The organism is Pseudomonas libanensis (assembly GCF_001439685.1).
Taxonomy (GTDB): domain Bacteria; phylum Pseudomonadota; class Gammaproteobacteria; order Pseudomonadales; family Pseudomonadaceae; genus Aquipseudomonas; species Aquipseudomonas libanensis.
In genome coordinates this window covers 177545-201851 of record NZ_JYLH01000012.1, presented here as the reverse complement: position 1 = coordinate 201851, position 24307 = coordinate 177545, and the positions used below count along the sequence as shown (strand labels likewise).

Genomic DNA, 24307 nt, shown 5'->3' with positions numbered 1-24307 from the left:
ATGTCGTTCAACGACCGACTCACCGCGCACCTCAACCGAGGCACGGTAGGTTTCCCCACCGCGTTGGCCAGCACCATTGGCCTGATCATGGCCAGCCCGGTGATTCTTACCGCCACCATGGGCTTTGGCATCGGCGGCGGTGCGTTTGCCCTGGCAATGCTGATCGCCGTGGTGATGATGCTGGCCCAGGCGACCACCTTCGCCGAGGCCGCCTCGATGCTGCCCACCACCGGTTCGGTGTACGACTACATCAATTGCGGCATGGGCCGGTTCTTCGCGATCACCGGCACCCTGTCGGCCTATCTGATCGTGCATGTGTTCGCCGGCACCGCCGAAACCATCCTCGCCGGGGTCATGGCCCTGGTGAACTTCGAACACCTCAATACCCTGGCAGAATCGGCCGGCGGCTCATGGCTGCTGGGCGTGGGGTTCGTGATCGCGTTCGGGGTGCTGAACGCCTTCGGGGTCAGCGCCTTTGGCCGCGCAGAGATCATCCTTACGTTTGGCATGTGGACCACCCTGATGGTGTTCGGCGTGCTGGGCTTGATCGCCGCGCCAGCGGTGCAACTGGACGGCTGGTTCGGGGAATCGCTGGTGGGCACTGACCTGGTCACCGTGTTGTCGCTGGTGGGCATGGCGATGTTCATGTTCGTCGGCTGCGAGTTCGTCACCCCGCTGGCGCCGGACCTGCGCCAATCGGCCAAGGCGATGCCACGGGCGATGATGCTCGGGCTGATGGGCGTGGCGACGTGCATGTTTATCTATGGCGCCGCGATGAAACGCCAGGTGGAAAACGTGGTGCTCGACGCCGCGTCCGGCGTGCACCTGCTGGACACGCCCATGGCCATCCCCCGGTTTGCCGAACAGGTGATGGGGCAGATCGGCCCGTTGTGGCTGGGCATTGGCTTCCTGTTCGCCGGCGCTGCAACCATTAATACTCTGATGGCCGGCGTGCCGCGCATCCTCTATGGCATGGCGGTGGATGGCGCGTTACCGAAGGTGTTCACCTACCTGCACCCGCGCTTCAAGACACCGCTGCTGTGCATCCTGGTGGCCATGCTGATCCCGTGCCTGCATGCGCTGTACCTGGGCGGCAACACTGACAACATCATGCACCTGGTGCTGGCGGCGGTGTGCGCGTGGAGTTTTGCCTACCTGCTGGTGACGTTGTCGGTGGTGATCCTGCGCATTCGCCGTCCGGATTTGCCCCGGGCGTACCGTTCGCCGTGGTTCCCGCTGCCGCAGGTCGTGTCGAGCATCGGCATCCTGCTGGGCATGTGGTTTATCACCCCACCCGGCATGAACCCGGCGGATATCTATGTGCCGTTCGGGGTGATGCTTGGCGTAACGGCGACCTACGCGTTGTTCTGGACCCTGGTGGTACAGAAGGTCAACCCCTTCAAGCCCGCCTGCGTCGAGGAGGTGTTGGCCAAGGAATTCAGCCATGAACCGGGACATGCCCATGAGCCTTATAGCGACTTTGCGGCAAAAACTGTTTGAACTGTTCAGCGCTGATCGCGCACCGAGCGGCTATCGACCCGGGGTGACCCTGGCGCGCTTGCGGCGTGATCTTGGCCTGGTAAAACTCGACGTGGATGGGGCGGTATTTGAGCTGGTCGAGCGCACCGAATCGCAGTTGTTAATGCATGTGGTCATGACTGAATTCGTGTTGCAGGTGCCCACATCCACCCCAGGAGCGGGCAGCTTCGAGGTGCACCATGGCGGGGCTATTCGGCGCAATGGCATCCGCGTGCGGCAGCGTTCTGGCAACCAGGCCCTGGGGCGCGAGCTGCAGGCGCGTTTGCTGGCGGACAAAGAGTTATTCGAAGCGCTGATGCCCCTGGATTTCAAGCGCCTGCGCATTGACCTCAAGGGCCAGCAATGGTGCGTGCGCCTGGAGCATATGGGCGGCAGCGAAGTGGTCAACCGCATGCCGGCGTTTCGGCGTTATATCGCTGTAAGCCCGCAGCAACGCAACCATTTACTGGCGGCGTTGGCGGGCATGAAGCGGGTACTGTCGAATCTCTGATTGGCATCATTAGTGCTTCTGCATAGGCCAAACGAGTTGTTGTTGCGTGCATATAGATAACATGTTAACTATTGCGCCAGAACAACAAAAAGAACGCCACTGCGGAGACACCCCATGAGCATCCCACAGCATGCACCCGACGGGCTCGACAGCTGGAACCGCGAACTGCGCGCCGCGTGCGGCCACTTCGACACCGAACTGGCCTTTAACCGTTCGCTGTTTATCGGCGAGATCCACAACCTGCCCCGTGGCCTGGCCATCCTGCGCACCAATGCCGGGCTGATCAAGCGCCTCACGCACCACGCCGACCATGATAACGACCAGGAGTGTTTCCTGGTCAGCCAGCGCAGCGGCTATGCGCAGATCACCCAGAACGGCCAGACCGTGCAACTGGCCCCTGGTGAGATGCTGCTGATGGACTCGGTAGGCTCCATCGAAATCACGCCCTTCGGTTTGATCGAACACGCCTCGTTGTCCCTCTCGCGCACTGAGGTGTGCAAGCACCTGCGCGGCCAGGCGCGGGCCTTTGGCAAGATTTCATCGACCAAGGCCTGTGGGCGCATGTTGCATGTGCTGATGGATCAACTGTGCAAGGACGATACCGAAGACAACGCCACTGAAGTGGAAGCACTGCAAGCGGCCTTCGTCTCACTGTTGGGTTCGGCGCTGGAGCAGGGCGATGAGTGCCACGAAGGTGGGGCCTCGTTGCAGGGCAATAACCTGCGCAGCTATGTGCAAAAAGTCATCGATGAGTCACTGGGCCAACCTGGCCTGAGCCCCATTGGCCTGGCCAACCGCCTGAATATTTCGGTGCGACACCTGTACCGTTTGTTCGAAGAACAGGACGACAGCGTCTGTCGCTATATCCAGCGGGCACGGCTCAAGCGCAGTGCGGACGACTTGACCAACCCGTTCCTGCGCAGTGAATCGATCACCTCGATTGCCTACAAATGGGGTTTTACCGACTCGGCGCATTTCAGCCGGTCGTTCAAGAAGCAGTTCGAGGTATCGCCCAAGGATTTCCGCACCAGCCGGTTGCAGGCGGTGGGGGCATAAAGATTAAGATCATCAAATCGCAGCAGGTCCCCTGTGGGAGCGGGCTTGCTCGCGAAAGGGTTGGATCAGTAACAAATATGTTGACTGATACTCCGCATTCGCGAGCAAGCCCGCTCCCACATTTAGTTCCGGTTTCAGATTTCGGGCAGAGTCGCACCACCATCCACCACCAGCGTCTGCCCGGTGATATAGCCAGCCAGGTCAGAGGCTAGAAACAGCATCGCCCCGGCAATATCCGCCGCCGCGCCAAGGCGCCCCAACGGCACACGGCGGGCAATGCTGTCATTCACGGCCGCATCACCCAGGTTACCCATCGCCGGCGTGGCGATCATGCCCGGCTCCACGCCATTGACCCGCACCTTCAACGGCGCCAGTTCCAGCGCCGCATTACGGATAAACCCGTTCACCCCGGCCTTGGACGCCGCATAGTGGCTCAGCCCCGGATAACCCACCCGATTGCCGGTGACCGAAGACGTCACCAGCACGCAACCCCGGCCTTGCTCGCGAAACATCGGCAGCGCCGCCTGGGTCAGCCAGAACAGCGCCGAGAGGTTCACCGCCAAGGTGCGTTGCAGGATCGCCGGGGTGATGTCGGCAAAGGCTGTCAGCGGGAAATACCCGGCGTTGTGCACCAGGATATCCAGCTGCGCCAAGCCTTGAACGCAGGCGAACACCGCCTCGGCTTGCGTTAGGTCGACAGCCACGGCCTCGACCTGATAGCCCTGCGCGCACAGCTCTGCAGCCACCGTTTCAGCCTGTTCAAGCAAGCGATCGGCAATTACCACTCGCGCACCGCGGTGGGCAAAGGCTTGGACGATGCCCAGGCCAATCCCTTGGGCACCGCCGGTGACCAGCACCACCTGGCCGCTGAAATCCAGGTCATTGGGCATGGGCAGGCTCCAGGCGCGTAAACGCCAGCGTCGGCACGTCGACGATGCTGGACCCACCGTCCGCCACCAAGGTCGCCCCGGTAATGATCGACGCGTCGTCGCTGGCCAGGAAGCGGCATACCTTGGCGATCTCTTCGGCACGGGCGGCGCGGCGCAGGGGCACATCGGCACACACACGCTCGTACGCTTGTTGCAAGGTGTCGCCGTAGGCGTCCATTAACGGCTGCATTTCTGCATCGGCCATCGGCGTGTGCACCCAGCCCGGGCACACCGCGTTGACGCGCACGCCATGGGGCCCATAGTCCCGTGCCAGTGAACGATTGAGCCCGAGCAACGCATGTTTGGCCGTGGTGTAGCCGCACACTTCGGGCCCTGCTGCGAGGGAGGCGATGGAGCCGATCAGCACGATACTGCCGGCGCTTTCCTGCAACAGCGGCAGGCAGGCGCGGGCACTGTAGAACGCGCTGTCCAGGTTGCTGCGCAGCGCCGTTTCCCAAGTGGCCGGGCTGGTCTGGGTGGCGCTGCCCAGGCCATGGCCGCCAGCACAGGCCAGCAGCACATCAATGCGCCCGTAGTGCGCGCGGATCTGCCGGATAAAGCCGTCCCAGGTGTCAGGGCAGGCCGCATCGCCCACCAGGACCAGGCCCCCGGTGACCTGCGCCACCTGCTCCAGTGGCTCACGGCGCCGGCCGATCAGCACCAGCCGGGCGCCTTCCTCGGCGTACAGCTGGGCACAGGCGGCGCCGATGCCGGTGCCGGCCCCGGTGATCACCACCGTGCGCGCCTCAGTCACGGGGATAGTCCGTGTGGTTGAGCACCTGGCAATAGGAGCTGATGGGGAAGTTCGACAGTGCATCGAAGGACGCCCCCGCATAGCCGAAGATCTTGCCGTCGCTGCGGTGCTGTTGCAGGTCGATCAGCACCAGGCCGAGGGTGGGCACGATCTTCTCCTGCCAGACGAACAGGTACAGCTGCTCGGCGATCTTGTAGTAATGGCAGCGGTCGGTGTCGCACAAGCCTTGCTCCACGCCCTTGAGGCATTGCCAGGCGTAGAACCCCGGGTTGAGGTAGATGTGCTCGTAGACCTCGCTGGGGCTGTAGCGGTACAGGTTGCGCAGGCCCACCAGCTCATCGGTCGGCGCATGCAGGCAGTGGCCGTCCTGCCAGGGCCGGTCGAGGCTGCCGTGGAGGAACTCCGCGTGCACCGAGGTCAACGGCTTGCCGGCCAGGGCGCGATGATAGAGCCCTTCATGGGTGTCTGCCTGTTCCGGCAGGCGGCCGATCACGGCGGTAAAGGATGCATTCGGCGTGTCCAGCACCAGGCTGATCGACCAGCTTTGCCCGGCCTCGTGCTTGATGAAGTCCACCAGGTACAGGCCCGGGCGAATCGAGCTGGCGCGGTAGGCGGCGCTGCCGCTGGAGTGGCCGTCGGCGGCGTGCCAGGCCAGGCGTTCTTGCTCGAAACGGTGTTCGATCTGCCAGCCATTGGCGAAGTGCAAAATGAAGGTCTGCCCGGCCAGGTCGGCAAGGTTGGGCAGGATGAATGCCTCGGGTGCAAAACCGTCCGCCAGGGCGCCCACGGTGATCCAGTCAGAAGAAGTGGTCATGGCAATGCTCCCTTAAACGACGGCGAAGTAGTGTTTGACGAAACTCTCGCTGACCACTTCCCACAGCACCGGCGTGCCCTTGGTCACGAACCAGCTGTCACCGGCCTTGTAGCGGGTGGACTGGCCGGTGGACTCATCGGTGAGCACCACTTCGCCGGTGACCACGGTGGCTTGTTCGGCGAAGGGGTAGACCATGCGGAACTTACCCTGGGTGGTGCCGAAGTAGGCGCTGCTGACCGCATCGGTGGGGGCGCCGAAGGTCATCTTGCCGAAGGCGCGTACCTCGCCTTCCAGGATCTGCGAGCCGAGGTCGGCCACGGTGCCCCAGGCATCGAGTTCCGACAGCTGGATGTTGTGTTTGAGGGGAGTAAGGGACATGGCAGTGGTTCCTGATGAGTGAAGAAGTGGATCAACGACGTCCGTTCCAGTAGCCGGACAGTTGGTGCCAGGATTTACCCGCCGTCAGCAGCAAGGGGCGGATCGCGTCCTTGCCGATGATGGTCGGGCGGTGGATCGAGCTGACCAGGTCATAGCGCGCCGAGCCTTCGCTCATGCCTTCGGCCAGCACCTTGCAGATGATGTGGCTGGGGGTGACGCCGAAGCCCGAGTAGCCCTGTACGAAAAACGCATTGCTGCGCCCCGGCAAGGTGCCCACCTGCGGGAACAGGTTGGGGCTGCAGGCCATCGGGCCGCCCCAGGCCAGGTCGATTTTCACGTCCTTGAGGTAGGGGAAAATCTTCAGCATCAGGTGGCGGTTCCAGGCTTTGAGGTCACCGGGAATGTGCTCCACCAAAGGCGTGGCTGCGCCGAACAGCAGGCGGTTCTCGTTGGTCACACGGTAGTAGTCGATCACCGGGCGGATGTCGCTGTAGGCGCCACGGATCGGGCTGATGCGCTGGATCAACTCTTCGGACAACGGCTCGGTCATCATCTGGAACGCGTAGGTGTTGATGGTCGAGCGGTGCAGTTCCGGTTCCAGCTTGTTGAGGAAGCTGTCACAGGCCCACAGCAACTTGCTGGCGCGCACCGAACCACGACCGGTGCGCACGGTAATGCGCTCGCCGTAGCTGACCTCCAGGGCCGGACTGTTTTCGAAGATGCGCACGCCATGGCTGGCCAGCGCGGTGGCTTCGCCCAGCAGCAGGTTCAGCGAATGCACATGCCCGCCGCCCATGTGCAGCAGGGCGCTGGTGTAGGCGTTGGAGCCGATAATCTGCTGCACATCCGAGCCACCGAGGAAGCGGATCTCGTGCTGGCTGTTGATCGACTTGAAGTCCTTTTCCCAGGCACGCAGGGTTTTTTCCTGGCGGGCGTTAAAGCCCATGTAGCCGTAGCCGTGGCAGAAATCCGCATCGATGTTGTACTTGGCGATGCGGTTCTTGATGATGTCGGCGCCCAGGTCGCTGATCTCGAACACCTGGCGCAGGCCGTCTTCGCCCACGTCTTTCTTGATCTTCTCCAGGTCATGGCCGATGCCCGCCATGATCTGCCCACCGTTGCGGCCCGTGCCGCCAAAGCCCAGGTAGCGCGCTTCAAGCACGACGATATTGGTGATGCCTTTTTCCGCCAGTTCAAGGGCGGTATTGATCCCGGAAAAACCGCCGCCGATCACCACGACGTCTGCGTCGATGTCTTGCTCCAGGGTGGGGAAGCTGAGGTTGTATTTCTTGGTGGCGGTGTAGTACGTGGGGGTTTCGATGTTGATCATGGCGCAGCCTGAAAAAGTGAAGGAAGGCGCTGAAGCGGATGCCCCCATTAGGGGCCCTGGCGGGCTGGAAGTCTTGACCCTGCGTGCCCGGTTTTTTGATTCAGCGCGCCACGGGCGCGGCGACAGACAAGTTATAGCGCGCGAATGGGCGCGGAATGTTAGAGTTTCGTTAAATTATTAACTAAATACTTCGTGACCCTGAGCCCTATGTCCAAACCTCGACAATCCCTGACCCTGGCCTTGTTGCAAGCCCGTGAAGCGGCGATGAGTTTTTTCCGTCCCTCGTTGAATGAGCACGGCCTGACCGAACAGCAATGGCGCATCATCCGCATCCTTGAACAGCACGGTGAGCTGGAAATTTACCAACTGGCGGAACTGGCCTGCATTCTCAAGCCGAGCATGACCGGCGTGCTGGTGCGCATGGAAGCGGCGGGCATGGTGCATCGGCGCAAGGCCGAGCAGGACCAGCGCCGGGTACTCATTACCCTGGCGGACAAGGGCAAGGCGAGTTTCGAGTCCATGAGCCAGTGCATGGAGGCCAACTACCAGCGTTTGCAGGATCAGTTTGGCGAAGAAAAATTCCAGATGCTGTTGGGGTTGCTGGATGACTTGAAGAACATCAAGCGCTGAACTAATGACTGAACCACCACTGGTCAACTGTGGGAGCTGGCTTGCCTGCGATAGCACCGGGTCCGCTGGCTTATTTGTCGCTGATGCGCCGCTATCGCAGGCAAGCCAGCTCCCACATTGGATCTCAGTAGACACCACCGGTATTGGCAGCCAGAGGCACGTCTTTGAACTTCCCGGCCAGGCTTTGCAACCCGCGCATCAACACCGTGGTATCCACTCCCACCGCCACGAAGGTCGCGCCCAGCTCGATATAGCGCCGCGCCAGGCGTTCATCCGCACTGAGAATCCCCGCTGCCTTGCCGGCCTTAACAATGCGCACGATGGCATCCTCAATCGCCGCCTGCACCTGCGGATGCCCAGGATTACCGCGATGCCCCATGGCCGCGCTCAAGTCCGCCGGGCCGATAAACACCCCGTCCACGCCTTCGACGGCGGCGATGGCGTCCAGATTGGCCAGGCCCTCGGCATTCTCAATCTGCACCAGCAGGCACATCTGCGCATCGGCCTGGTCGAGGTAATCAGCGATGCTGTTCCAGCGCGAGGCACGGGCCAGGGCGCTGCCGACCCCGCGAATACCCTGGGGCGGGTAGCGCAGGGCGCGCACCAGTTCCCGGGCCTGGGCGGCGCTTTCGACCATGGGCACCAGCAGGGTCTGGGCGCCGATGTCCAGCAATTGCTTGATCAGTGCCGTGTCGCCGATCACCGGGCGAATCAACGCTTGGCTGGGGTAGGGTGCGATGGCCTGTAATTGCGCGAGCATGTCCCCCAACTGGTTGGGCGCATGTTCGCCGTCGATCAGCAGCCAGTCGAAACCGGCGTTGGCGGCCAGTTCCGCGCAGTAGGCGTTGGCAAGGCCGAGCCACAGGCCGATCTGTACCTCGCGGTTGTGCAGGCGTTGCTTGAAGCGGTTGACAGGCATGTCCATGAAAGCACTCCTGGGTTCAGACGAAGCGGCAGGCAATCGAGCCGAGCAGGTCGTAGTCGACGTGGAAGGTATCGCCGGGGCGGGCCGCCACCGGGCGGGTAAACGAGCCGCCGAGAATCACTTGGCCGGGCAGCAGGGTGACGTCATAGGGTGCCAGCTTGTTGGCCAGCCACGCCACGCCCTTGGCCGGGTGGTTGAGCACCGCCGCCGAGACGCCGGACTCTTCGATCACACCATTGCGGTACAGCACCGCCGGCACCTTGCGCAGGTCGATCTCGGTGGGGCGCACGGCGCGCCCGCCCAGGACCACACCGGCATTGGCGGCGTTGTCGGAGATGGTGTCGAACACCTTGCGGGTGGCGTTGGTATGCGGGTCGATCTGCTGGATGCGGGCGTCGATGATTTCCAGCGCCGGGATTACCCATTCGGTGGCGTCGAGCACATCGAACACCGTGCAGTTGGGGCCCTTGAGCGGCTTGCCGAGGATGAACGCCAGTTCCACTTCCACCCGTGGCACGATGAAACGCTCGAAGGGGATGTCGCTGCCTTCGTCGAAAAACATGTCGTCGAGCAGGGCGCCGTAATCGGGTTCGGTGATATTCGACGACACCTGCATGGCCCGTGACGTCAGGCCGATCTTGTGGCCCTTGAGCGTGCGCCCGTCCTTGATCTTTTGCGCGACCCATTCACGCTGGATGGCGTAGGCGTCCTCGATCGTCATATCGGGGTAGTCGAGGGAAAACTGGCGCACCTGTTCGCGGCTGCGTTCGGCGCGGTCCAGGTGGGCGGCGGCCGCGAGGATTTGCTGGGAGTCGAGCATGGCAACGGTCTCTAGTGTGGGTTGACGATGGCGGCCTGGGTGCGCAGCACCAGCAAGCCACCGAGGGCGATAAACAGGGCGAGTACGTACAGGGCCAGGCTGGCGCTCTGGGTGGCGTCGCGCATCCAGCCGATCAGGTACGGCGCCAGGAACGCGGCAATGCTGCCGAACGAGCTGATCATGGCGATGCCCGCCGCCTGGGTGGTGCGGGAGAGAAACGCCGGCGGCAGTTGCCAGAACATCGGCAGCGCCGCGCTGGCGCCCATGCCGGCAACCACCAACCCGCTCATCACCAGCAGCGCATTGCCGGGCGCCAGGCCTGCCACGGCGATGCCGGCCGCGGCCATCAGCAGCGGCACGCACAGGTGCCAGCGGCGTTCGCGATGGCGGTCTGAGGAGCGCCCGCAGCCGAGCATGAAGAAGCAGCCGGCCAGGTAGGGCACGGCGCTGAGCAAGCCGACCTGGCTGTCGCGGCCGATGCCGGCGCCGTGGATCAGGGTGGGCATCCAGAACGCCAGGGTGTTGACCGCCAGCATCACCGCAAAGTACACGGCCACCAGCAGCCACACCTGCGGGTCACGCAGGATGCCGCTGAACGAAGTGATGGTCTTGCGCTGTTCCTCGTTGCTCAACTGGGTGCGCAGTTGCTGTTTTTGCTCGGCGCTCAACCAGTGCACTGACTCGAAACCGTCCGGCAAGCACTTGAGCACCACCAGCCCCAGCAGCACCACGGGCGCACCTTCGATCAGGAACATCCACTGCCAGCCGCGCAGGCTGCCGACGTCGTGGAAATTCTCCAGGATCGCCCCGGAAATCGGCCCGCCCAACACCCCGGCCATGGGCACGGCAATGGCAAACAAGGCGGTGACCTGGGCACGCCGACGCGCCGGGTACCAACGGTTGAGAAACACCAGGATGCCCGGGAAAAAACCGGCCTCGGCCACACCCAGCAGAAAGCGCAGCAGGTAGAAACCGCGGGCGCTCTCCACCCACAGCATGCCGGTGGAGAGCAGGCCCCACACCACCATCAGGCAAGCGATCCAGCGCCGTGGCCCGACGCGGTCCAGGGCCATATTGCTGGGCACGCCGAACAGTGCGTAGGCAATGAAGAACAGCCCGGCGCCGAAGCCGTACACCGTGTCGCTGAACTGCAGGTCGTGGCTCATCTGCATCTTGGCGAAGCCGATATTGATGCGGTCCAGATGGGCGAACAGGTAACACACCAGCAACAAGGGCATCAGGCGCCAGGTCACCAAACGATGGGTGCGGTCGTGCTCGGCAAGCCGCAGGCTTGCAGTGGAGTGGGCTGTGCTCATGATGTTGTTCTTTTTGTTGTAGGTGTGAGGGGGCGTTTCAGTTCGCCGGGTTGTTCAGGAACGCATGCACATTGTTCTGCTTGAAGTTGAGCTGCGGGTGCAGCTCGCTCATCTCGAACGACAACGCGAGCAGGCGCTGTGCCTGCAGCTCGGCGAAGTGCGCAGTGATCACCGCGAACACCGCTTGGGCGACGGCCTCGCGCGTGGCCAGGTCGCGGCCATGACCGACCTTGAGGGTCATGTGCACAAAGGCATAGTCGTGCTTGCCGTCGGCCATGCGCCAGGTGTCCAGGCGTACGCCGCGACTGCGAATGCCGCCCAACGGAAACACGCCGCTGTCGCCCAGCACGCGGTGGACTTTTTCAAACAGGCCGGGCAGGTCGGCCTGTTGCTCGAGGTTGTCGGTGTATTCGGCAATAAAGTGCGGCATGGTGTTCTCCCAGGGTTAGAGCGGGAAAATCGCGTTGATCTGGCCGGTGCCCGAACTGCCAAACGCCGGCGTGATGATCTCGGCCGGCTTGGCATAGTCCGGCCCACCCAGCAGGCCCAGGAGCATGGCGGTGTCGTGCATCTTGCCTTCGCCAAAACAATGTTCGGCGTAGTCGGGCAGCATGGCGCAGAACTCCTTGAAGCGCCCTTGCTTCCACATTTCCACGACATGCAGGTCCACCTGCTTGTCGAATTCGCGGGTCCAGTTGTGGATATTCGCCTCAGCCTCGCGGTCGTCCGAGAACCGATGGGACAGCGATCCGGACGCCAGCACCAGCACCTTGCGGTCGCTCTTTTCAATCGCCCGGCGCACGGCGGCGCCGAAGGCAAAGCTGTCTTCCAGGCGATGCCAAGCGCACCAGGCAGCGACGGAAATGACTTTGAATTTCTGTGCGTCGGGCACGCCCATATGCATGTAGCGCATGGGTACCAGGGTGCCGTATTCCAGCTCCAGGCTCGGGATGTTGTGGGCCATGCTGCGCACGTCGGCCAGGTTGGCTTCGGCGGCGATCAGCTCGCCCAGCTCGGGGCAACCGGGGTAGGCGTAGTCCATGTTCTTGATGAAGTGCGGCAGCTCGTTGCTGGTGTAGGTGCCTTGGAACTGTTCACCACAGTTGATGTGATAACCGCTGTTGACCAGCCAGTGCACGTCGAACACCACGGCGGTGTCGGCCCCCAGTTCGCGGGCGCGGCGCCCGATTTCCTTGTGCCCGGCAATCGCCGCTTCGCGACAGCCGTGATGCTTGCCGGGCAGTTCCGACAGGTACATCGACGGTACGTGGCAGATCTTCGCTGCCAGAACTACTTCGCCCATGATGATTCTCCTGAATAATTATTCTTGTATGGCCAGTGAGGTCCCTGTGGGAGCTGGCTTGCCTGCGATGGCATCGGCTCGGTACGGCTGAAGGACCGCAGTGTCTGCATCGCGGGCAAGCCCGGCTCCCACAGGAGGCTTGTTTGATTCTTGGCTACACGCCCCAGCGCGGAATGTGATGACTGCCCATGGAAATACACACGTTCTTGATCTCGGCAAACACTTCAAAGCTGTACTGGCCGCCTTCACGCCCGGTGCCCGAGCCTTTGACCCCGCCGAACGGCTGGCGCAAATCCCGTACGTTCTGGCTGTTGATAAATACCATGCCTGCTTCAATGCCGCGTGCCAGTCGATGGGCCTTGCCGATGTCCTGGGTCCAGATATAGGACGCCAGGCCGTACTCGGTATCGTTGGCCAATTGCAGCGCTTGGGCTTCGTCCTTGAACGGGATCAGGCACGCCACCGGGCCGAAGATTTCTTCCTGGGCGATGCGCATCTTGTTGTTCACATCGGCGAATACCGTCGGCTGGATAAACTGCCCGCGGCTCAGGTGCGCAGGCAAGTTGACCGGGCGCTCCAGCCCGCCGGCCAGCAGCGTAGCGCCTTCCTCGAGACCGATCCTGATGTAGCCGGTGACCTTGTCGTAATGGGCCTGGGTGATCATCGAGCCGACCTGGGTCTTGGGGTCCTGTGGGTCGCCCACGATCAAGCGCTTGGCCCGCGCCGCGAATTCGGCGACAAACTGCGGGTAGACGCTTTCCTGGATAAAGATCCGGCTGCCGGCGGTGCAGCGCTCGCCGTTCAGGGAAAAGATCGTGAACAGTGCGGCATCAAGGGCACGCTCGAGGTCGGCGTCTTCAAAGATCAGCACCGGCGACTTGCCGCCCAGTTCCATGGAGTACTTTTTAAGGCCCGCAGACTGCATGATTTTTTTGCCGGTGGCGGTGCCGCCGGTAAAGGAAATCGCCCGCACGTCCGGGTGGCGCACCAGGGCATCGCCAGCGGTGGCGCCGTAGCCCTGGATCACATTGAGCACGCCGTTGGGAATCCCGGCTTCCACTGCCAGGCGCCCGAGTTCATTGGCGGTCAGGGGCGACAGCTCCGACATCTTCAACACCGCCGTGTTACCCAGGGCCAGGCACGGTGCGGTCTTCCAGGTGGCGGTCATGAACGGCACGTTCCATGGCGACACCAACGCGCACACGCCCACCGGCTGGTACAGGGTGTAGTTGAGCATCTGGTCGTCCACCGGGTAGCTGTGGCCGTCCATGCGCGTGCAGACTTCAGCGAAGAAATCGAAGTTGTGCGAGGCGCGTGGGATCAATACGTTTTTGGTCTGGTGGATCGGCAGGCCGGTGTCGAGGGTCTCCAGCTCGGCCAGGCGTGGCACGTTCTGTTCGATCAGCTCACCCAGCTTGCGCATCAGGCGTGCGCGCTCCTTGGCCGGGGTGTTGGCCCACTTGGGGAACGCCGCCTTGGCCGCCGCCACGGCTTGGACGACTTCTTCGGCGCCGCCGCTGGCCACTTCACCAATGGCTTCGCCGGTGGCCGGGTTGTAGTTGACGAACACGTCTTTGCTCTCGACCTCACGGCCATCGATCCAATGTTTGATCATGTTGCTCAAGCCTCTTTGCGCGCGGAGAAAAACTGCGTCTCACTGACAATACGGTTGACCAGGCGGCCCACGCCTTCGACTTCCACCACCACTTCATCCCCCGGCACCACATCGGCCAGGCCCTCGGGCGTGCCGGTGGCGATCATGTCGCCAGGTTGCAGGGTCATGAAGCTGGACAGGTATTCGATGAGGTAGGGGATATCGAAAATCATGTCTTTAGTGCTGCCTTCCTGGCGCAGCTCACCGTTGATCCAGGTGCGCAATTTCAGGTTGCCCGGGTCGGGCACGTCAGCCACGTCGACGATCCACGGGCCGACCGGGGTGGTGGCGTCGCGGTTTTTTACCCGCAGGTTGGGGCGGTAGTAGTTTTCCAGGTAGTCGCGGATCGCGTAGTCGTTGCACACCGTATAGCCGTCCAGGTAATCCAGGGCGTCGGCGCGTTTGACGTTGCGGGCGGTCTTGCCGATCACCGCTACCAGCTCGCACTCATAGTGCATGTAGGCAACGTCGTCCGGGCGCCAGGTGACCTGGCGGTGACCGGTGTAGGTGCCGACTGACTTGATAAAAACCAGCGGTTCGGTCGGCGGTGTGAAAGCCAGTTCGGCGGCATGGTCGGCATAGTTCAAGCCGAGGGCGAACATATTGCCAGTGGCCGGTGGCAGCCATTGCACCTGTTCTTGCGCGAGCCGGCGGCCATCGCTGAGGCGCACGCTGCAGTCGTCGTCGACCTGCACTGAATGGATTTGATCTTCAAAGCGGATACGTGCGCGTTTCATGCCGATGCCTCTGCCTCAATGATGTTGAGCAAACGGCCCACACCGGTGATTTCAACTTCAACCCGATCGCCAGGCTGCACATCGACGCGGCCTTCCGGTGTGCCGGTGATCAGCACGTCACCAGGGTGCAGGGTCATGAACTCGCTGATCTCGGCGATCAATTGCGCGATGTCTCGCACCCAATGGGCCGTGGAATTTTCCTGGCGCAGTTGGCCGTTGACGAAGAGCTTGAGGCCCAGCTGATTGGGGTTGGTCACTTGGTCGCGGGCAATCACCTCAGGCCCCAGGGCGCAGAACCCATCGCGGCATTTGGCTTTGACGGCGGGGCGGTAGTAGCTGTCTTCCGGCAGGCTGAACTCGTTGACCACCACATATCCGGCGACATGGGCCATGGCATTGTCCAGGCTGACGCGGCTGGCGCGCTGACCGATCACCACGCCCAACGCCGGGCCCGGTTGCAGGCGCTCGCCCGCAGGCTGCAGCACCACGCCGCCATGGGCATTGCGGGTGTTGGGGGTCTTGATAAACAACACCGGCTTGGTCGGCGACTTTTGGTAGGGCGCCTGCTCGAAGGCGGCGAGATGTTGCTCCAGCAGGCCCTGGTAGTTCAGCGCAACGCCGAACAGGGTGCCGCTGGCAACATCATGCAGGGTACGGCTCATGCGTTTCTCCTGGCGGTGACGAAGGCTGCATTGGCAGTTCGTTAAGTTGTTAACGTTATAATTAATATGTTAACTACCGTCAAGCATGGCAAACTCCAACGGCATCAGAACAACAAGAGGATGGCCGCGTGAAGCCGATTCCCAATATCAACATCGGGCAGGTCTACGACCAGCGTTACAGCGATGCCGAGGTGCATTACGACAAGCTCGGCAACCTGGCGGGGTTCTTCGGGCGCAACATGGCCGTGCATCGGCATGACCGGTTTTTCCAGGTGCATTACGTCAAGAGTGGCGCGGTGCGGGTTTATCTGGATGATCGTCAATACGTCGAGTCGGGGCCGATGTTTTTCCTCACGCCGCCCACAGTGGCCCACGCCTTCGTCACCGAAGCCGATGCCGACGGGCATGTGTTGACGGTGCGCCAGCAGTTGGTGTGGGGATTGATCGACGCCGACCCCAGCCTCGCCTCAGGTGCGGCCTGTGTCGCGCTGGGCGACGATGCCGACGGGCTGGATCAGCTCTTCGAAGCACTGTGCAGCGAGATCAACGCCGAGCGGGCAGGGCGCGCTGCCGCCCTCGACAGCTTGACGCGCCTGATCATGATCCGCCTGCTGCGCCTGTGCGCCCACGCCTTGCCGGCACGCCCGATGGCCCGTGAAGACCTGCGCATTTTTCATCGTTTCAACGAACTGGTCGAAGCCCATTACCTGGAACATTGGTCGTTGGCGCGCTATGCCGAGGGCATTGGCGTGACCCAGGCGCGGCTCAATGAAGTGTGCCGGCGCATCGCTGACCTGCCCTCCAAGCGCTTGATCCTTGAACGGCTGATGCAGGAGGCCAAGCGCCTGCTGTTGTTTAGCGGCAGTTCTGCAAATGAAATCTGCTATCAACTGGGGTTCAAGGACCCGGCGTATTTCAGCCGGTTTTTCCTGCGTTATGCGCAGATGACGCCGGGGGAGTATCGGGTGCGGCAGGCGGGGATGCGCCGATAATTGTTGGGACAAAAAGCCAGAAGCTGAGGAATTTTCTGATAGTGGTTCGTTGAACGAGAAGGATGTTGTTACCTGTCTAGCAGGAACTTTTCTGACCGCCTGGCCACGCAAGAGAACTTGTTCAGTGCCGGGTTCGGCAACGGCGGTGGGCAAGTAGCGCTTGATAGTTTTCTATTATTCTCCTCCGATTAAATGAGACGCCCTACAATGCTAACGCACACTCAGCCTGTTTATTTTCCTGCGCACTCAACCTTTACACCGCCTGATAAAACGCTTGATCAGTCAGTTACGAATCGACTCAATCACTTTGGTCAATTACCGGCACATTATCCGATTGGCCAAATCGTTAACTCAAACCGTGACGCAGAACTTGGGCAACTATTGACGTTGCTGAGTACATTGGTCATGGCACTTAAAACATGGATGGACAAGGAAAATGAGGCTGCGAAACCACAGCCACCCGTAGCGCTTCACCCAACCCCTTCTGTGAGCCCGCCGCACAGGCCATTGGTGAATGCCGTGCCTGCAGCGAACACCGTGCCAACCCCCAGAAGTGAATGGAAGGAACAATTGGCACCGTTCATGAATCGATCGAATCTGGCCAGTACGCGTAACGGGTTTGATGGCGAACTTATTGAAATGTTTTCAGATAAAAACGTGGAGCCGATCACCATGTTCTTGTCTGAAAAGGCCAAAGGGCAAAAGCCCGATGACCTGCGCAACGGGATGCGCGCCACGTATGAGAATTTTCCTTACCTGGGCACTTGGGGCCGAGAAGAACATGTGGCCGCGATCAAGGTGGCCATGGCCACATTCGGGCAAAGCCCAACCGGAATTTTCAAGGAAGTCGCCAGGCACGGTGACGGCTATGACGTGACCATGCGGGACGGCTTCAAGCTGCATATCACCCGGGAAGAGCTTCAACTGGCGGCCAAGGCGGCCAAATTCAGTGGTGGCGATGAAGGCATGGTCAAGGACGCGCAATTTCTGTTTGGCGTGATGAGCAAGCGTCAATACCTGGAGCTTGCGCGCGACAGCGCAACGGATTCCTTCATGCGTGCGTACGGAAAAGACAGCGCGTACCACGCACATCGTACTTATCCCGGTGTGCTGTCGGGGGCCGGAGGCGGCATCGACGGTGACACGGCGCTGTCCTATCTGGGTCTTAAAGAACATCTTCAGGTCATAGATGCCAGTGCATTGGGTGCGCAGGTCGGGGTGCCGTTGCATAAGGGCGAGAGAAACAAGAACGGCGTGATTATTGAGGGCGTGATGGAGGGGCAGTTATATAACACGCCGGTTTCACCCTCATTGAAGGTGGTCACACTTCGGGGATGATTTAACGTGTTCATTCAGTGAAAGGGAGTTATTCAAAATGTTAGTGTCTTCTGTCAGTTCTGTCGCTTTGGGCTACGCCAGGGCAAGCGATACCGTTACTTCTCAACATGCTTTGTCTTCCGCCAACACGTCTGCACCAGCCAGAACTTCCGAACAACTCAGTAGCCTGGTCGGCGAGCTGGAGCGTTTATTGGCGATGTTATCTGCGCGGTTAAAACCTGTCGATATAACAACTTTGCCGGCGCAGGCCCCTGATCACCGCACTGGCAAATCTAATGAGTTCTTGAAAGGTACGCCTGCGAACAAGGGCAGTAAGCCCACTGATATTTTCAGGGACTTTTACCAACTGACCGAAGGTAATTGCGTGACGATATCCGCCATTAAAGCCGCGATGATGAGATTCGGCCATAACCCTTACGGTATTTACAAAACGATAGAGACCACCGATACCGGCTATCGCATTGTCATGCGCGATAGGTTCAAGCTGGACATCACCCATGACGAGTTAGCGCAGGCCAAGGCCGGCGCCAACTTCGGCAGCGATCGGCCCAACGATGTTCTGGTCAATGCGCAGTTTTTATATGCGGTCAGTGCTAAACGAGCCTACCTTGAAAATAATGACGGGGAGGCCAACCTGAGTTTTGCCGCAGCCATGCGCAGTCTCAATGATGGCGAGTATCCGGGACAGGCGTTGCGTCGCCTGGGCTTGAAGGACTTTGTTGCCCCTGCAAGCCTCCACGACTTACTGAGCGGCGCCATCGGCACGGTCACGGGCGGGTTTCATTCGATGGCCGTTGTGGACGGCTTCCTGGACATTTATGGGAACAAACAGCCACTGCATTACCGCGACACAAACCGTTATGCCGCGGTTGGGCTCAAGTTGCTCTAACGCGTCCGTGTGTTCGTCAGGCGCCCACCATCCATTTGGCCAGGCCGTGCCGGCCACTCACGCCGAGCTTGGCGGCGGCACGCTTGAGGTAGGTCTCGATGGAACTGTTTTTGACACTGAGTTTTTCCGCGATCTGCGGCACGGTGCCGCCGGTCAACAGGCCAAGGCACACCTCCTGCTCCCGTGCCGACAAGGTGATATCGCTGAGGGACAGGCGTTTGTAGAATTCGCGCTGCCATTGCGATTGCTCCAGCAGGGCATGGGCCGGGTCGGTCTCGGCCTGCGGTGCCTGGCGCAGAAGCTGTGCGTGCCGCTCCATCAGCGGCAACAGGATGTCCGACAAGCATTTGAGAAACGACAACTGCGCCAGGGAAAACCCACGCTGGGTTGCAGGCCGATAGAACGAAATCACGCAGCGTCGATTGCCTTGGCGCGAGACCAGGTTGCACTGGTGCGAACTGCCCCGTGGGTGTGCGCTGTCGGCCTTGGCTTTCATCTGGATCAGCAACGGGTCTTGCATGCGCAGCATCTGGCGCAGCAACGGGTGGTCATTCAGCGGGTGCAGGGTCTGGTCTATAGACAAGTCCTTGTTCAGCCCGGCGCTGCCCAGCAACTTGATGTCCAGCACGCGGTCGCGCAGTTCATCCAGGGTCCATTCGCTGAGGTCTACCAAATGGATTGGCACCCACTTGTCCACCAGATGCAGCATGTTGGCGGCGAAGTGTTCGTTGCCACTGCTCGAAATCAGCTCGCCCATTTCGGCAAAAAAATGCGGGCCCTGTGTGTCGCCAATACTACGGGTCAGACTCATAGCCATCTCATCCTTGATGTCGAAAACCGTCAACGGACGCGCTGGGCCTGGGCGGGGCGGTCCGTACTGCTTGAACGTAACTCGGCGTTCGCGATTTTATTAAGCCATAGGGATTTATCCTACGTATGTAGCGGAAACCCGGGACACAGGCTGCCATAAAAGTCGCGTCAGTAATTCGACGTTTCTGGCGAGTAAAAACGGCAACGAAGGCAGGCGGATTATTTTTACAGACAGTTAACTATCTGATATTCCGGATAAAAATATTAATTTAGATGAATGATCGAATGCCGGCATCGGCTACATATAGCCAATCTCCTACAGGGCTTTAATCGTTTCAGCAATGAATCGCTCGCCAACCCCGTTCTATCCAGTTGAATGTCCGGGTTTCGGCTGACAGACAGGGCCCTCACCCCCCACATTCAGAGTGTTACCTTCAAGGGCGTTGAATCCAGGCATTGGAATACGCACAGTGTGGGAGGGGGCTTGCTCCCGTAACGATCTGACAGCCGACGCTGATCTAACTGACGCGCCGCGATCCAAATGTGGGAGCTGGCTTGCCTGCGAAGGCGGCCTGGCAGCCAACTGGGATGTCTCTGAAACGTTAATACCCAAACAATGACTTGTTCTCCAGGTATTCTTCAAACCCCAACTCGCCCCACTCCCGCCCATTACCCGACTGCTTGTAGCCTCCAAACGGCGCTGCCTGGTCGGCCCGGGCGCCGTTGAGGTGGACCATGCCGGTGCGCAATTGCCGCGCAACCCTACGGCTGCGTTCAAGACTGGTCGAGGTGACGTAGCCTGACAAGCCATAAGGGCTGTCGTTCGCGATGGCTATCGCCTCGGCTTCGCTGTCGTACGGTATGATCGCCAGGACCGGGCCGAAGATTTCTTCCCGCGCCACGAGCATGTCCGGGGTGACGTCGGCAAATACCGTAGGTTGCACGTAGTACCCGCGCTCAATCCCCCGTGGTCGTCCCAGTCCTCCGGCGATCAATCGCGAACCCTCGGCGATGGCCTGAACGATCATGGCCTGAACCCGTTCAAATTGCAGGGCGTTCGCCACAGGGCCGATGGCGCAGGTCGGCTGACTGTCGTCGAAACACACCTGCGCCAGCTCTTCCCGGACGATATCAATCACAGCCTGTTGCTGCGTGCGCGGTACTAGCAGGCGCGTCGGCGCATTGCACGACTGGCCGCTGTTACGGATGCACGCCTGTAACCCGTGACGCACCGCGCTAGGCAGATAGGCGTCGTCGAGCAGAATATTCGCGGATTTGCCGCCCAGCTCCTGGGACACACGCTTGACTGTATCGGCCGCCGCCTTGGCCACTGCGATGCCGGCGCGGGTCGAGCCGGTAAACGACACCATATCCACCTCGGCATGGCTGGCCAGCGCAGCGCCAACCACCGGCCCATTACCGTTGACCAGGTTGAACACCCCCTTCGGCACCCCGGCCTCATGCAGGATTTGCGCGACGATATGCGCCGACAACGGCGCACACTCACTTGGCTTGAGTACGACGGTGCAGCCCACCGCCAGGGCGGGTGCGAGCTTGCAGGTGAGTTGATTGAGTGGCCAGTTCCAAGGGGTAATCAGGGCGCACACGCCGATAGGCTCACGCACCACTAGCGTCTGGCCCACGCGGCGTTCGAAGCGGTAATCGCGTAGCACTTCCAGCGCCTGCACCAGATGGCCCAGGCCTGCCGGCACATGTGCACTGCGGGCCAGGGACAGCGGCGCGCCCATTTCCAGGTGAACTGCTTCGACCAGCGCTTCGCTGTGGAGTTTGTAGGCCTGGATAATGCGTTGCAGCAGGTCGACACGCGCCTCAAGCGAACTTGCTGCGAACCCGGAAAACGCTTGCCTGGCCGCGCCGACTGCGCGGTCCACATCGTGGCTGTCGCCAAGGGTGATGCGCGCAACCACCTGCTCGGTGGACGGATTTACCACGGGCTCAATGGCCGTGCCGTGAGGCTTGACCCAGGCACCGTCAATATAGAACTCAAACAGATCCGACATACCTTGGACTCCCTTCAGGCGACGTGTTTCAGGGCACTCGCCAGGGTTTCGAACACCTGGGCGATCTCCTGCGGGCTGATGACCAGCGGCGGCGAAATCACAATGGTGTCACCCGAGCCGCGCACCAGCACGCCGTTGTCGAAGCACCACTGCGCAACCTCGCTGCCACGCGCGCCGGGGAAACCTGGGCGCGGCTCGAGCTCCACCGCGCAGAGCAAACCGATCGCGCGTACGTCCAGCACCGCGCCGATGCCTTGCAGCGCGAGTGCGGTCGACTGCCACAGCCCACTCACCGCGTTGACGTGCTGGTTGATGCCCAATTCACGATGCACCTCCAGGGTCGCCAACCCGGCCGCACACGCCAGTGGGTGCGCGGAATAGGTGTAGCCGTGCATCAGTTCGATGACGTTCTGCGGCCCGGCCATGAACGCTTCATACACCGCGCCACTGACCAGCACGCCGCCCATGGGCACGGCGCCGTTGGTCAGGCCCTTGGCGGTGGTGATCAGGTCCGGCAGCACGCCGAAGGCTTGCGCGGCAAAGGGCGCGCCGACGCGGCCAAAACCGGTGATTACCTCATCGAAAATCAACAGCACGCCGTGCCGTGTGCAAATCTCGCGCAAGCGTTGCAAATAGCCTTGGGGCGGCGCATAAACCCCGCCGGAGCCGGTCACCGGCTCGACAATCACCGCGGCCACGGTGCTCGGGTCCTGGATATCCAGCAGTTGTGTCAGCGCATCAGCGTAACTGGCGCCCTGCTGCGGCTGCCCAACGCTGAAACGCATGCCCGCGTCATAGGGCAATGGCAGGTGCGAGACCTCCCCCAGCAGCGGGCCAAAGTCACGTTTCTGGCGACCGATACCGGATACCGACAGCCCACCGAAGCCCATGCCATGGTAGCCTTTGGCACGCCCGATAAATTTGGTCCGACGGCAATCACCACGCGCCTGGTGATACGCCCGCGCGATCTTCAACGCAGTATCCACCGCTTCAGATCCGGAGTTGGTGAAGAACACCTGCTCCATACCGGCGGGGCTGATGTCGATCAGGCGCTCGGCCATTTCCAGGGCCTGGGGATGGCTCATCTTGAACGACGAGACAAAGTCCAGGCGCGCCGCCGCTTCGCGAATGGCTTCGACTATTTTCGGCTGGCCATGCCCGGCGTTCACGCACCACAGCCCCGCCATTGCGTCGAGTACGCGGCGCCCATCGGTGGTGGTGTAGTGCATACCGTCGGCGCTGGCGAACATCATCGGTTGTTGCTGGAACTGGCGCATCGGGGTAAATGGCGCCCAGAACGCGCCGCGCGCGGAAACTGAAGGGTTGGAAAAATCGTTCATGGCGACTCCTGCAAAGCGATGGTTGGATGGCCGGCCAGCGTCGGGCGCTGCAACGGGCCTGCGTTTACGTTGACGCTGCGGTCCACGTACAAGGTGCCGTGTTCGATACGGCAGGTGACCCGATCACAAAACGCCGTCTCGACAAACTGCCAGGTCATGCTCAACACCCGGTCTTCGGTCCAGCGCGCCTGCGCCACCACGGGGGTGAGTTCCGGCTGGTATTGGTGATGCAGATAGTGGCCGGTCATGCTGGTCTGGGTTTCGATGCCGGCGCTCAACCCGGCACGGATGCAATGGGTGCCACGGGGGTCGGTGAGGTAAAAGTCACAATACTCAGGCCCGAACTCCAGGCGCACTTCGCTGACCTGGTCTTCGTTGGCCTGCATGGCAAACGTAGTGCTGAATTCAGCCTGGCGCGGCGAGCTCGCGGCGCCAGACATGACTGGCCGTTGTTGATGGGCCAGCAGCGCCGCCAGCGCGGCATCCGCCGAGCCTTCGCTGGGTACGTCCAGCGCCGGCAAAAGATGCTCCCAGAGCAGGCTGTGCAAGCGCCGCTCGCCCAGGGCGAGTCCCGCGGTAAACGCAATCACCGCGTTATGGCGCGGTAGCACGATGCACTGCTGGCCAAACACGCCGGAGGCGTAATACCCACCGTGCAGGGTCATCCACCACTGGTAGCCGTAGCCTTCGCGGCGCGTGACAGCCGCGCCGCTCGACTCGTCGCGACTCAGGTAGCGCTTGCCATCGAAGGCGCCCATCCATACATCATCGACGTGCCCACGGGTCGCTTCGGCCACCCATTCTCGGGACAGCAATTGCTGCCCCTGCCAGTTGCCGTGTTGCAAGTGCAACACGCCGAATTTGAGCAAGTCTTCGGTGCGGCAACTGAGGCCATTGCCACCGGTGTTGAAACCGCCAGGAGCCAGGTCCCACTCGATGGGGCCCATGCCCATGGGTTGGAAGATACGTGCGTTGCACAGCTCGAACGCCGTCTGGCCGCTGACTACGCTGACAATCGCCGAGAGCATGAAGCTCGACGCACTGCTATAGATAAACCGGTGCCCTGGCGGGTCTTCGACCGGCTCATTGAGGAACAACCGCACCCAACTGTCACTGCGCCCGCGCCAGGCACCACCAGAAATGCCCTGGCGATGGCCGGTGCGCATGGTCAGCAAATCCCGCACGGTCATGGCCGCCAGGTTGGCGCTGATGGATGCCGGGCAATCGGCGGGAAAAAAATCCACCACCTTGGCGTCCAGCGACAGCACGCCGTCATCCACCAACAGCCCGACGGCCATGGACACCCAGCTTTTTGTCGCCGAATGCTGGACATGCAGGCGTTCGGCGCAATAAGGCGCCCAAAACGCTTCGGCTACCACCGCGCCATCGCGGTACAGCATGAAGCTGTGCAACTCCAGGTCCGCAGCGTTCACCGCTTCGATGAAATCACTTACGCCACGCGCCGATACGCGTTGTTGACTGGGCAGTGCCCGTCGCAACGGCAAACTCGTCATCTGATCTATCCCCTCTTTCCACTGCTTGGGCGTGCAACAGGCTGTTCCTGTTGCACGCCATTACCG

24 protein-coding genes are annotated in these 24307 nt (G+C 61.4%); 7 read left to right on the top strand and 17 right to left on the bottom strand.

Annotated elements, in window-relative coordinates; translation table 11 throughout:
* The 3 genes from TU73_RS19330 (at position 1) to feaR (ending at position 3085) form a co-directional block, all read left to right on the top strand.
* The gene (locus TU73_RS19330) at positions 1-1500 is read left to right on the top strand and encodes an APC family permease (RefSeq protein WP_057013569.1); all 1500 of its coding nucleotides are present in this window, start codon (positions 1-3) and stop codon (positions 1498-1500) included.
* Positions 1463-2029 carry a DUF3156 family protein gene (locus TU73_RS19325; RefSeq protein ID WP_057013568.1) on the top strand — a complete coding sequence of 189 codons (567 nt, stop codon included), beginning with the start codon at positions 1463-1465 and terminating at the stop codon, positions 2027-2029. Before TU73_RS19330 ends, TU73_RS19325 begins: the two co-directional genes overlap by 38 nt.
* A gap of 114 nt (positions 2030-2143) precedes the next feature.
* Entirely contained in the window at positions 2144-3085 is a 942-nt protein-coding gene (gene feaR, locus TU73_RS19320) for a transcriptional regulator FeaR (RefSeq protein WP_057013567.1), read from the top strand.
* A 134-nt stretch (positions 3086-3219) separates the two neighbouring features.
* Here feaR and TU73_RS19315 read toward each other — a convergent pair whose 3' ends face one another.
* The 5 genes from TU73_RS19315 to TU73_RS19295 are packed head-to-tail and all read right to left on the bottom strand — an operon-like array spanning position 3220 to position 7290.
* A complete protein-coding gene (locus tag TU73_RS19315) occupies positions 3220-3975 on the bottom strand; it encodes an SDR family oxidoreductase (protein ID WP_057013566.1) in 756 nt (251 codons plus the stop codon).
* Entirely contained in the window at positions 3965-4768 is an 804-nt protein-coding gene (locus TU73_RS19310) for an SDR family NAD(P)-dependent oxidoreductase (RefSeq protein ID WP_057013565.1), read from the bottom strand. The genes TU73_RS19315 and TU73_RS19310 overlap by 11 nt, the downstream gene beginning before the upstream one ends.
* Positions 4761-5582 carry a molybdenum cofactor biosynthesis F family protein gene (locus tag TU73_RS19305; protein WP_057013564.1) on the bottom strand — a complete coding sequence of 274 codons (822 nt, stop codon included), beginning with the start codon at positions 5580-5582 and terminating at the stop codon, positions 4761-4763. The genes TU73_RS19310 and TU73_RS19305 overlap by 8 nt, the downstream gene beginning before the upstream one ends.
* Positions 5583-5594: 12 nt before the next feature.
* Entirely contained in the window at positions 5595-5960 is a 366-nt protein-coding gene (locus TU73_RS19300) for a cupin domain-containing protein (protein WP_057013563.1), read from the bottom strand.
* A gap of 31 nt (positions 5961-5991) precedes the next feature.
* Positions 5992-7290: an NAD(P)/FAD-dependent oxidoreductase gene (locus TU73_RS19295; RefSeq protein WP_057013562.1), complete on the bottom strand. Its 1299-nt coding sequence runs from the start codon at positions 7288-7290 to the stop codon at positions 5992-5994.
* A gap of 207 nt (positions 7291-7497) precedes the next feature.
* Here TU73_RS19295 and hpaR point away from each other — a divergent pair, with 207 nt between their 5' ends.
* Entirely contained in the window at positions 7498-7920 is a 423-nt protein-coding gene (gene hpaR / locus TU73_RS19290; RefSeq protein WP_057013561.1) for a homoprotocatechuate degradation operon regulator HpaR, read from the top strand.
* A gap of 124 nt (positions 7921-8044) precedes the next feature.
* On the opposite strand, the gene hpaI is transcribed toward hpaR, so the two are convergent.
* The 8 genes from hpaI to TU73_RS19250 form a co-directional block, all read right to left on the bottom strand.
* Entirely contained in the window at positions 8045-8845 is an 801-nt protein-coding gene (gene hpaI / locus TU73_RS19285) for a 4-hydroxy-2-oxoheptanedioate aldolase (RefSeq protein WP_057013560.1), read from the bottom strand.
* A 16-nt stretch (positions 8846-8861) separates the two neighbouring features.
* Entirely contained in the window at positions 8862-9665 is an 804-nt protein-coding gene (hpaH, locus tag TU73_RS19280) for a 2-oxo-hept-4-ene-1,7-dioate hydratase (protein ID WP_057013559.1), read from the bottom strand.
* 11 nt (positions 9666-9676) lie between these two features.
* Positions 9677-10981 (bottom strand): MFS transporter, encoded by a 1305-nt coding sequence (locus TU73_RS19275; protein ID WP_057013558.1) that lies wholly within the window; start codon positions 10979-10981, stop codon positions 9677-9679.
* Between the two features lie 37 nt (positions 10982-11018).
* Positions 11019-11411, bottom strand: a complete 393-nt coding sequence (locus TU73_RS19270) for a tautomerase family protein (protein ID WP_057013557.1) — start codon at positions 11409-11411, stop codon at positions 11019-11021.
* A 15-nt stretch (positions 11412-11426) separates the two neighbouring features.
* Positions 11427-12284, bottom strand: coding sequence for a 3,4-dihydroxyphenylacetate 2,3-dioxygenase (gene hpaD / locus TU73_RS19265; protein ID WP_057013556.1), 858 nt, complete (start codon positions 12282-12284; stop codon positions 11427-11429).
* Between the two features lie 154 nt (positions 12285-12438).
* Complete coding sequence (hpaE, locus tag TU73_RS19260) at positions 12439-13899, bottom strand: 5-carboxymethyl-2-hydroxymuconate semialdehyde dehydrogenase (protein WP_057013555.1); 1461 nt, start codon at positions 13897-13899, stop codon at positions 12439-12441.
* A 5-nt stretch (positions 13900-13904) separates the two neighbouring features.
* Complete coding sequence (locus tag TU73_RS19255) at positions 13905-14675, bottom strand: fumarylacetoacetate hydrolase family protein (protein ID WP_057013554.1); 771 nt, start codon at positions 14673-14675, stop codon at positions 13905-13907.
* Positions 14672-15337: a fumarylacetoacetate hydrolase family protein gene (locus TU73_RS19250; RefSeq protein WP_057013553.1), complete on the bottom strand. Its 666-nt coding sequence runs from the start codon at positions 15335-15337 to the stop codon at positions 14672-14674. Before TU73_RS19250 ends, TU73_RS19255 begins: the two co-directional genes overlap by 4 nt.
* A 128-nt stretch (positions 15338-15465) precedes the next feature.
* Between TU73_RS19250 and hpaA the strand changes: the two genes are divergently transcribed.
* From hpaA to TU73_RS19235, 3 genes are all read left to right on the top strand, one after another.
* Complete coding sequence (gene hpaA, locus TU73_RS19245; protein ID WP_057013552.1) at positions 15466-16329, top strand: 4-hydroxyphenylacetate catabolism regulatory protein HpaA; 864 nt, start codon at positions 15466-15468, stop codon at positions 16327-16329.
* 207 nt (positions 16330-16536) lie between these two features.
* A complete protein-coding gene (locus tag TU73_RS19240) occupies positions 16537-17667 on the top strand; it encodes a type III secretion protein (RefSeq protein WP_173668883.1) in 1131 nt (376 codons plus the stop codon).
* 37 nt (positions 17668-17704) lie between these two features.
* Positions 17705-18556: a hypothetical protein gene (locus TU73_RS19235; RefSeq protein ID WP_231984782.1), complete on the top strand. Its 852-nt coding sequence runs from the start codon at positions 17705-17707 to the stop codon at positions 18554-18556.
* 16 nt (positions 18557-18572) lie between these two features.
* Here the strand turns inward: TU73_RS19235 and TU73_RS19230 are convergent, their stop codons facing one another.
* The 4 genes from TU73_RS19230 to TU73_RS19215 all read right to left on the bottom strand — a co-directional run bounded on the left by TU73_RS19230 (position 18573) and on the right by TU73_RS19215 (position 24241).
* Positions 18573-19367 (bottom strand): helix-turn-helix transcriptional regulator, encoded by a 795-nt coding sequence (locus tag TU73_RS19230; RefSeq protein WP_057013550.1) that lies wholly within the window; start codon positions 19365-19367, stop codon positions 18573-18575.
* 601 nt (positions 19368-19968) lie between these two features.
* Entirely contained in the window at positions 19969-21387 is a 1419-nt protein-coding gene (locus TU73_RS19225; protein ID WP_057013549.1) for an aldehyde dehydrogenase family protein, read from the bottom strand.
* Positions 21388-21401: 14 nt separating this feature from the next.
* Complete coding sequence (gene aptA, locus TU73_RS19220; protein ID WP_057013548.1) at positions 21402-22727, bottom strand: omega-aminotransferase AptA; 1326 nt, start codon at positions 22725-22727, stop codon at positions 21402-21404.
* The gene (locus TU73_RS19215) at positions 22724-24241 is read right to left on the bottom strand and encodes a serine hydrolase domain-containing protein (RefSeq protein ID WP_057013547.1); all 1518 of its coding nucleotides are present in this window, start codon (positions 24239-24241) and stop codon (positions 22724-22726) included. The genes aptA and TU73_RS19215 overlap by 4 nt, the downstream gene beginning before the upstream one ends.
* Between the last annotated feature and the right edge of the window lie 66 nt (positions 24242-24307).